The 9,644-nt window shown below is 30.5% G+C and carries 9 protein-coding genes, 1 other RNA gene and 3 pseudogenes; 7 read left to right on the plus strand and 6 right to left on the minus strand.

The window, feature by feature from the left end:
• Positions 1-124: 124 nt before the first annotated feature.
• From V6U76_RS05685 to V6U76_RS03170, 4 genes and pseudogenes are all read left to right on the plus strand, one after another.
• A pseudogene (locus tag V6U76_RS05685) lies at positions 125-220 on the plus strand (IS200/IS605 family transposase); the annotation flags it as partial.
• A 132-nt stretch (positions 221-352) separates the two neighbouring features.
• Positions 353-1,015 carry an alpha/beta hydrolase family protein gene (locus V6U76_RS03160; RefSeq protein ID WP_333023569.1) on the plus strand — a complete coding sequence of 221 codons (663 nt, stop codon included), beginning with the start codon at positions 353-355 and terminating at the stop codon, positions 1,013-1,015.
• Positions 991-1,431 carry a hypothetical protein gene (locus V6U76_RS03165; protein ID WP_333023570.1) on the plus strand — a complete coding sequence of 147 codons (441 nt, stop codon included), beginning with the start codon at positions 991-993 and terminating at the stop codon, positions 1,429-1,431. The genes V6U76_RS03160 and V6U76_RS03165 overlap by 25 nt, the downstream gene beginning before the upstream one ends.
• Positions 1,432-1,509: 78 nt before the next feature.
• Positions 1,510-2,387, plus strand: a pseudogene (locus V6U76_RS03170) (alpha/beta hydrolase); the annotation flags it as partial.
• Between the two features lie 230 nt (positions 2,388-2,617).
• Here V6U76_RS03170 and V6U76_RS03180 read toward each other — a convergent pair.
• Positions 2,618-3,022, minus strand: coding sequence for a ClpXP protease specificity-enhancing factor SspB (locus V6U76_RS03180; protein ID WP_333023573.1), 405 nt, complete (start codon positions 3,020-3,022; stop codon positions 2,618-2,620).
• A gap of 21 nt (positions 3,023-3,043) precedes the next feature.
• Positions 3,044-3,354: a transfer-messenger RNA gene (gene ssrA / locus V6U76_RS03185) on the minus strand.
• 938 nt (positions 3,355-4,292) lie between these two features.
• Here ssrA and V6U76_RS03190 point away from each other — a divergent pair.
• Together V6U76_RS03190 and V6U76_RS03195 are read left to right on the plus strand one after the other, a co-directional pair.
• Complete coding sequence (locus tag V6U76_RS03190; RefSeq protein ID WP_333023574.1) at positions 4,293-4,649, plus strand: ferredoxin family 2Fe-2S iron-sulfur cluster binding protein; 357 nt, start codon at positions 4,293-4,295, stop codon at positions 4,647-4,649.
• A 742-nt stretch (positions 4,650-5,391) separates the two neighbouring features.
• Positions 5,392-5,499 (plus strand): annotated as a pseudogene (locus V6U76_RS03195) (IS5/IS1182 family transposase); the annotation flags it as partial.
• A gap of 163 nt (positions 5,500-5,662) precedes the next feature.
• Here V6U76_RS03195 and V6U76_RS05580 read toward each other — a convergent pair.
• The 3 genes from V6U76_RS05580 to V6U76_RS03205 all read right to left on the minus strand — a co-directional run bounded on the left by V6U76_RS05580 (position 5,663) and on the right by V6U76_RS03205 (position 8,032).
• Positions 5,663-6,073: an ankyrin repeat domain-containing protein gene (locus V6U76_RS05580; protein WP_408647418.1), complete on the minus strand. Its 411-nt coding sequence runs from the start codon at positions 6,071-6,073 to the stop codon at positions 5,663-5,665.
• A gap of 211 nt (positions 6,074-6,284) precedes the next feature.
• The gene (locus tag V6U76_RS03200) at positions 6,285-7,688 is read right to left on the minus strand and encodes an NAD(P)H-dependent flavin oxidoreductase (protein WP_333023575.1); all 1,404 of its coding nucleotides are present in this window, start codon (positions 7,686-7,688) and stop codon (positions 6,285-6,287) included.
• A gap of 140 nt (positions 7,689-7,828) precedes the next feature.
• Positions 7,829-8,032: a hypothetical protein gene (locus V6U76_RS03205; RefSeq protein WP_333023576.1), complete on the minus strand. Its 204-nt coding sequence runs from the start codon at positions 8,030-8,032 to the stop codon at positions 7,829-7,831.
• Between the two features lie 79 nt (positions 8,033-8,111).
• Here V6U76_RS03205 and V6U76_RS03210 point away from each other — a divergent pair, with 79 nt between their 5' ends.
• Positions 8,112-8,249: a hypothetical protein gene (locus V6U76_RS03210; RefSeq protein ID WP_333023577.1), complete on the plus strand. Its 138-nt coding sequence runs from the start codon at positions 8,112-8,114 to the stop codon at positions 8,247-8,249.
• Between the two features lie 257 nt (positions 8,250-8,506).
• On the opposite strand, the gene V6U76_RS03215 is transcribed toward V6U76_RS03210, so the two are convergent.
• The coding region (locus tag V6U76_RS03215; RefSeq protein WP_333023578.1) for a hypothetical protein at positions 8,507-9,644 on the minus strand (1,138 nt) is incomplete at its 5' end.

Below are 9,644 nucleotides of genomic sequence, written 5' to 3' on the forward strand. Positions count from 1 at the left end.
GTTAAATACTATTGCAGAGGATTTTAAATCTTGCTATAGATAAATATCAATACGATAAAATTTCTTTAATGTCCCCATCGTGGGACTTATGAAAATCTCGAATGACAAGTTATAATAGTCACATATGCAACGTTATAGGTATAATGAACACTCTAAGTACGATATGAAAATATATCTAATCTGGATTCCAAAATACAGTAAAATGGTTTTACTTGGGCAGAGGGACAGAAGTTGCTAAGCCATGGCAAATGAGATATTTCAGGTAAAGTTTTGAAAAAAATTTAATTTATTTAATGATTGATTTCTTCATAAGTTTATTATATTACTTAGTAATTCTATTGAAAGTTAAAGTATGAAAGGGAAAACAACAATACAAACTGAGGAGAAGTTTATTGAAACCAACAGTGGAATGCAAATTCAAAAAATAGTGATGTCATGTTCAGATATCGCTGTAAATAATAAGAAACATATAGTTTACTTTCCAGGCCTTACATATACTTTTGAAAAAGAACCAGATGAAGATAAAAGTGAATGGAATTGGGCTGCTGAAGCAGGTATGGATATACACTTTATTAATTTTCCTGGTTCTGGAAAAAGCAAAGGTCATTCCTTAAATGGTAAAAATCGAGTGAAGGCAGGAATTGCAGTAGTTTCAGATCTTTTAGAACGGAAAGGAGTCCATCCAAATAATATAATATTATACGGTAGCTGTGCTGGAGGGCCAATAGCAGCTGAGGTTTATAAAAAGTTTAAAGATGATGATGGTATTCATTTGCGAATTATTCTCAATAAGTCGTTTAGCTCTCTGAAGAAACTTATAGTTAAATTACTACATGTAACAAAACTTAAATGGTTATTTTCTCCCATAATAAAATTTGTACTTAAGTGCTTTGGATGGCATTTTAAGCCACATACAATAATTAACGATATTACTCCATATACAATATGTTTTAACCAGAAAACGATGGCTTCATTAGTAAAAAAGCAACTATGGGTGCTAAAATCTCCTCTATAGAAAAAAGTGATAGAAAGAAAGATTATCAAAAAAAGGAAATTTTTGAAGATTTTGAAGAGCGCAGAGAGTTCCTTATTAATTATACTGACCTATCTAAAATGCATAAAGCAAAGAATTTTGAACTTAAGACTAGAATGATATGCTGGAATAAATTTTTGTCATTATTACCCATCAAGTCAGATGATATTCACTTTTCTCCAATAACAGAGCTACGTGCAACGAATAGTAATCATTACACTCTTCCTGAGCTGATATCACTTTTTATAGAATTGGGGGATTCTTACTTTGAAAGTAAAAAAATAAATTCAATAACAAATAAATGTTCTCTTAGTAATCCCAGCTCAAAAGTGTCAGGAATAAAAATGAATGAAGGCATCATTAGTACAACGACATGCACTAATAATCTTATTTTATAAAATTTAGTATAGTGGGGACTTAAATATGAAAGAAGCAAAAGGCAAAGAAGAATTTGTAAAAACAAAAAACCGAAAAAGATTCAAAAGATAGTAATACCTAGTAAAAATATATATCAAAATAATATTCAAAATGAAAAATCTAGTATATTTTATTGGTGGAAGTAGGGCATTAAAGTTTGATAAAGACTATTCTCAAAACTTGGATTGGGCAACAGATCAAGGTATTGCAGTACACCTATTTAATTATCCTGGACTTGGTTTAAGTGACAATAGCTCTACTTTACGTAGCAACAGAGTTAAGTCTGGTATAGCAATTGTAACTGACTTATTAAACCAAAAAATAAAACCTGATAACATCATATTATTTGGAGACTGTTTAGGCGGCCATGTAGCTGCAGAAGTTCACAAGAATTTTAAAGATAAAGGTATATATTTAAGATGTATTGTTAGCAACGCTGCTAGCTCACTTAAACAAATATCTCTTCATTATTTTAGTTTGGTTGCAACATTCGAAATTTTTCTTGCTCATATATTTAAATTAATACTCAAGATTTTTGGTTGTCATTGGAAAACACATAAAATTGTAAATTCCGTTACTCCATATACTATGTACTTTAATCGTAAGGGAGATAAAACAATAAAAAATACAGCTCAACTTGCAATAAAAGTAGAAAAAATAGAACAAAGTGGTAGAAAAAAAAGATTATCAGAAAAAACAGGTCTTCAAAGGTTTTGAAAATGATCAAAAGTTCTTTGAGCAAAATATAATGTTAGAAAAGAATGATAAATGTATTGATCCTGAAAAAATCGATAAAGATATACATACTTTACCTATTACATGTTTAAAGTCTTCTAGTGATTATACTTTTTCTGAATTAGTTAGTCTATACATTAAAAAGACAGATAAATATTTTGCTAAGTATGGCTCATTAAATGATAAACGCAACGTTAATTCAATGTCATCAGATAATTCACGAATTACTAGTAGTATGGTGAATGAAGTAGATGTAACACTACAATCTGTTTCTTGTTTTAAAACACGCTTATGAATTTATTTATCAATTTAATTGAGAACTAAAGTAGAAGGAAAAAGCAATATAAAACAAGGAAAAAGCAATATAAAACTAAGAAAAGTTTGCTACATTAAAAAAAGGAATAAAAAAATCTTTAAATACAGTAAGTAGAATTATTGGCGGAGTTGGTCAATAGATATTATATTATCATCTAGTTGTTGTGTATTTATGTTGACTTTATCAAAAATCAACATAAAATTTGCGTTTTTATCATAAAATCTACTAATAGAAAAAAATGGTATAGTAATTTTCTCTTCTTTTCTATTAAAACTGAGGTGAATACTAAATTTATCTTCTGACATTTCTAAAATATGAAACTTGTGCTGTAAAACTATAGACATTTGTTCTGGATGTAACTTCTTTAGATAACTAGGGATTTTTACTCCCTCGAAAGAAGTAAAAAACGTAAGGTAAATATTAGGAACAAATGTTTTATCTAATAATAGAAAATTTAAAACATGCCTAACAACTTGAAACTTGGTTAAGTTAATCAACTCCTTATAATTTATTGTAGCCATAAATGACAAAACTCTTTGTGATAGGGGGATTTCTGTTACCCGGAATCCCCTAAACCGTGTATAATAAAAATAAAGTATCCGCGTGCTAAACTAAGCAGCAGCAACTAAATTATCATTATCAGAGGCAAAATTATCATTTGCACTTAAATTTAGAACTCTTAACGGTGGTATCTAACCGAGCAAAACCATTACCTTTACCATGCATGTCGATCCTTATTCACCCCCATAATGGTGGAGGTGCCGAGAACTGCCCTCGGGTCCATTACACTTATTTCATAATAATCTTTATTGCTATATTTTATTATACACAATTTATAAAAAATGTCAAGGAAAATTTTCTATCGCCATTTAAAGGGACTAAAGTAGTATATCTAATTTATAGATTTTTGTAACAAAGGGCCTTCTTCCACAATTTTTCTATCTACAGATAAATCGATAGGTTAACATATAATATTTACCGAAATGCACGTCTTGAGCAGATTTTTTGTACCTCAATCTTACATTTTTCTCACCAATCTTTATTCTTTCTCTATATCTTGTATTTTTCTATCATCAAGTTTTTGTTATATAATATATTACTGATTCATTTATTTTCTTGGTCTTCTATATTTAAACCTATCTAATTCTTTATATACTCTTTTATTTCATCATTCCCTATTATTCTTTCCAGATTGCTTTTTCTAGCTCCATCAACTTATCCAAAGAAGTATACTAACTTTTCAACAAGTATTAGAGCCTGTTTATTATCTTAATAAGTGGATAAGCTAGGAGATGATGCAAGAAGAAAAAACAAAACCAAGAAAGCTTTAATTTGTTATGTATTTTGCATAGTAAGTTATATATTATAAAAAGTGGTTACAAGTGTTGGGGTGCTGCCAAAAGAGTTTCCAAATAAAGTGTAGAAGTTGTTACAACTACTGAAAAAATGTAGCAAGCAAAGGTGAAGAAAATATTTTGGAATTTGTATTAAAAAATTAGTTAGCGAAATCTATTTAAAAAAAAGGGTTGCGATATAGGTAAAAAATTTTAAAATCTTGCTACATAGGATTTATGTAAAATAGCGTGACTACTTGAGGTAATCAAGCGAAACGAATTATAAACTTTTTGACAAAAAAATATTTAGGCAGGTTACAAAACTTGAGTGGCTTCTAGATTGTTCCAGCTTACCTTTTACATTCCAGTCGATAGTGATTCAGTGAAAGTAAAAAACAAATAGAAATTTATAGAATTTCATTATAGAATATAAGAAAATAAATTGTAGGGGAATAGCATGCCATCTGTAACTTTTATTTTGCCTGATGGAAGTAAAAAAGTATATGAAGCTATGGAAGGTGAAACTTTACTTAGTTTGGCTCATAGAAATGATCCTGATTTGTTGGAAGGTGCATGTGAAGGTTCTCTTGCTTGTTCTACATGTCACGTAATTATTGAAGAAAAGTTTTATAGTAAAGTGGAAGAATATAATCCAATATCTGATGAAGAAAATGATATGCTTGATTTAGCTTTTGGGCTTACTGAGACTTCAAGGCTTGGTTGTCAGGTTAAGGTTACGCAAGAAATCGATGGTTTATGTGTTAAAATACCAAAAGAAACAAGAAATATATCAGTAGACAAACGGGATAAATAATAATTATGTAGTAGCATAAAGTTCTTAATCTCAAGTAGATTTACAGACAAAAATATAGAATCTATACCTTTGTTTTGTATACCATTTTGCTAGACAATAAAATAAGTTTGATATTATACTCTGAGATACAACAAACATATTTATTGTAGCACTGAAGCGTTGAATAAACTATGTAAAATCTGAAATTATGTAACGATAAAGTCATTTAGTATGGTAGAAATTTTGGATGAAGAAGCTAGACGAAATAAAACAAAAAGTGGATGTAAAAGCAAGCTCTGTATAGAAGATAGGTATGGCATGAGAATATTTACGTGAATATCGGATATATTACGCAAAGCTATGGAGTAAGAGAAAGTGCCTGCCATCGATGGATAGAACGGATTTTTGTTGCCATGCCAAAAATAGCTCTTAAAAAGTGACATGGAATTTGATGCACTGAGACTCCTGTGGAAAGACAAGCAGAAAGATTTTATTCTGGAAAAATTACAACGTAAAAACACAGATTATTATGGAAAAAGAAAGTAAAAAATTATTTGCACGGCTTTCTCAAATGATGGAAAGAATGATTTTGGCTTTTTAAGTAGTCAGGGTATTACAGGAAATTAAGGTATTAGCTGACGCTAGCATAGAGATTTACAAAAAATTCATGAAATTGCTGCATAGGAAGATGAAAAAGAACTAAAGAAAAAAGGAAAGAAGAGCTTTCTAGTCATAGAGTAGTCGTAGAAAATGTGATTGGCTTATTAAAAGGTTTAAAATTATATCAGATAAATACCGAAATAGACGAAAACGTTTTGGTTTAAGATTCAATTTGATAGCTGGAATTTATAATCTAGAATTGATGTTGTGAATTTTGAAAAATGTCTGTTATTTCAGACATTTTTTGTGATTTTTAATCCATAACTTTGGTTTATAAGAAATTAACTCATATCACAAGCTTTAGCTAGTCATAATTGATCCTTCAATATTACTAAATAAGATCTTTTAATCCGTGATATGCTGCATAACTAATACTAAGCACTCCAAAAAACATAGCTACAGCTGCTGTTATATAGTAAGTATAAAAAAATTATTGCTGGTACAATAATTGCTGTAGTGATAATTATACTTAAACTTCCTAGTGCAATTGCTTGATTCCTTTCTTTCCCTTTTAAGATTGGTGTAAGTATTAAATTATTCTTATGAGTATAATCATAATCTAGAGGAGTTTTTGAAATTTTATCAGGGAGATTAATATTAGCTCCATATTCTAATAAAACTTTACAGAACTCTCTTTTTCCATCTAAAACAGCTTTGTGTAAAGGAGAGCATCCATCACAATCTTGTATGTTAGCTTTAGCACCATTTTTTATTAGGTACTTAAGAGCCTTGATATCATTTGCATCAACATAAGGTATCCCATACAGAAGGAAGTTGGTTTGTATTTGTAATGAGGATTAGCTTTTTCTTCTTCTATTAGTCTTTTAATTTAATATTCAACGTTATCATATATTGCTGTTATTAATTGATTATTAAGCTTCTCTTCGTCTATTGTATTGCGTGTCATAATATACCTCGATTTGTTTATTGAATTAATGTTAATGACACATCAAACATTTACCTATTGTAAAATTAATTTTCAAAGACTTAGTATAATCAGTAACCAGTAAGAATCCTATCTACTAATTCTTTTACTGTTGGAATATAGTTATTCCGATAAAATGGATCATTTCTAAACTTATATGCATTATGTCCAGAAAACATCAACTCATTTTCAATACTTCCACCACATGCGATACTTTGTAAAGTTTTTTGGATACAAAAGCTTCGTGGATCTGGTTTATAACCTGTTGAATAATTATCATGATCTTTCCAATTGCTAAATTTACAGTGACTTAGGCATCCCATGCAATTTATTTGATCATTTCTTATTTCTAAAAACTTTTCTTTTGTAACAAAAATTACAGTTGAATCTTGAGTTTTCATAACCTCTGTATATCCTTTTCTTACCCATTCTTCTGCTAGCTTTTTCTCTTCCTTCTTAAGATATATTTTTCTGCCTCTTAGACCTACTGCAAATTCTTGATTAAATTCTTCATTTAAGTTTTTTGAGAATCTAATCTGACGCGATTGCCTCTCCTCTAATTCAAGTATAAAACTATTTTTTACTGCTGATGAATAAAATCCTGTAGGGCTAAATCTATTTAAAAGTACATCGTTTTCTTTAAGAGTAAGTAACTTTTTTTTCCATTCTGCAGAAATTGGGCTCTCTTTAGTTAATAGAGGACGCGTGCCAAATTGAAAAGCTATTGGTCCAATTTCTTTATTATTAAACCAATCTTTCCAATCATTTAAATGCCATACGCCACCTGCCATAATTATTGGAGTTCCTGAAAGTTTGATCTCATTCATAAATGATCTAAGTTCTACAACTCTATTGAATGGTGGTTCTGGTTCCATTGGACTTTCTCTATTGCTTAATCCATTATGTCCCCCTGCAAGCCATGGGTCTTCATATACAACGCCTCCAAGAAGATAGGAAGACATTTTTTGATACGCACGTTTCCAAAGTGCCTTAAAAGCTCTTACTGATGAAATAATAGGATAATAGTAAACTTGATACTTTGATGCAATTTCTGCAAGTTTATAAGGCATTCCAGCACCACAAGTTATGCCATGAATTAGGCCCTTTGTTTTTTCTAGTATTCCGTGTAGTACTCTTTCTGCCGCTCCCATTTCCCATAAAATATTCATATGTATTCTGCCAGAATCACGTGCAACTTCATTTGCTATTCTAGCTTGACTAACTCCAGATTTTATACTGTAATCAATTAATTCATTGTGTTTTTCATATCTTGTTTTTCCTTTATAAATTAGTGGCACTATGTCTCCATTAGTGTCTACTAACTTAGCATTAGCCCCAGAGAATGTGCCTACAGCAGAAGCTGCAGCAAAAGCACCGCTAGTATTACCATCACTAATTGCAATGCCTTTGCCACCCTCTATGATAGGCCATACTTCTTTACCAGAAATAACTATTTTTTTTATTATATCTCTCAAAAGCTTTTTTACCTTAATATCTACTAAACATTTTACTCAATTATTGAAAAAATAGTAGTTATTTATTTTTGTACTACATAGAACGTCTTCTCGCGCAGTGTTGTTGCGTAAGACTCAGATCTATATCACACCATTTAAGATCATTGCCTGGGATTTCCAGGTGAAGATCTACCACTTTCCACTGTTACGATTTCTGATACAGAAGACGATGAAAGTGAACTATCAAACAGACTTCCTAATTCAAGCTCAGGTGCTGTATTATTACGCTTATGGTGCTGAATAAATTTATATAATGCGATTCCCATAAAAGCAAATATTCCTACTCCTAAGATTGATCCTACCACTATTCCTGCATTACCTGGTGTACTTGCATGTGCTATGCGTGGCTGAGCAGTAGGTAGTGTTTGATTCTGTGGAATAAACGTGCTTGAAGTAATAGGAATAGTATTTTCAGTAGTAATAATTGATGGGGTGGGGGATGCCTTCCTTTCTGTTGACGATACGACAGTTGTACTACTTGATTTTTTAGTGGTAGAAGGAGCTTTAGTAGTAGTAATTTGAGTAGTAGATAGACCTTTTGTTATTGGTTTATTAGTTGTTGAATTTGGTAGGGTAGGTGATGCAGATTCACTTTCTGCTGTTGATGTAGTAGTTGTAGAAGTTGTACTAGTAGGTATAGTAACAACTGATGGAGTAGGGGATACCTTACTGTTTGTGATCGGTGTAGAAGTTGTACTAGTATATGTAGTAGCATCAGTAACAACTTCTCTTGCTGTACTACTTGGAGAGTTAGTAGTATGAGATACAGTTGTTTCAATTTACGGAGTTGTTATTCCAATAATTCCATTGATAGTATCCATATTACCATTAATTATACTGACGAAATCATTAGAAGTTTTTATCATATCTAATGGAATTTTAATAGGATTAGGTGCTATACCTGTTACTAAAATAAGATTATTGTCTTTATCAATTCTACTTATAGTAAGCTGACCTCTATCATTTGCTTGAACATATACTTTTGTTATATACGCAGTAGGTTCGTAAGTTGTTAATACTTCACTTACCACTTTACTTTCAGTTGCTATAATAGATAATGTTTGTTTCCTAGAGGAGTTTTCCTCTAAAGTAATGAATCTTCCACCGATTTTTCCTTCAGGAATTACGTTAAAAGAAATTACTTTTGCGTTATGAGAGAAGAGAATATGCTTTCGATCTATTTTTCCATGTTTATCACCAAATGCGTATTGATTAGTATCTTTTGCATGCTCAACACCTTTTGCTACTTCTTCTGCATTAAATTCAAAAAAGCTAGTAACATCTACTTGTTTATTTTGTTTAATTTGTTTATTAGTTTCTGAATAAAATAACTTTAACGGATTTTGAGTTAATGCAAATTGGTTGCTAACGAAAAAAGTGCCTAAAGTTCCAAGCTGAAATAATTTTTTCTCTGTTACTCCTCTAGATGCAATTAATACTTTAAATTGACCTTTCTGATCTTGATTTAATACCCAAGCAACAGCATTTTCATCTTTTAAGTTGTTAGCAACAACAAGAACCTTACCACCTGGAAGCTTTGCTGCTTGAGGCTGAGAATAGGAATTTCCTATGTTTGCATCATGATTATTATTAATATTTTTTTGTAGCCTTATTGTTTGTGTATTTTTAATGGAAGTACTATTTTCTGAAAAACTTATTTCGTAAGTATTGAAAGATATTGTAGAGAAATTTTTTCCATCTTTATTCATTTCTTCTTTTGGAAAAGATATTGATATTGTACTTTGTATACCTGAATCATTCAGTATATTAATAGCAGGAGTGCTATTTTCTATTAGCTTATTTTCTATCTTAACTTTAGTATCATAAACATATGCTTCTCCATTAAATGCAGTGTTTATAACTAATTTCACTGTACTTATTCTATCATGATTTTCTTCATAGTATGTTCCATAAGTA

The sequence above is a fragment of the Wolbachia endosymbiont of Pentidionis agamae genome (assembly GCF_036711655.1).
Classification (GTDB): domain Bacteria; phylum Pseudomonadota; class Alphaproteobacteria; order Rickettsiales; family Anaplasmataceae; genus JAZHPY01.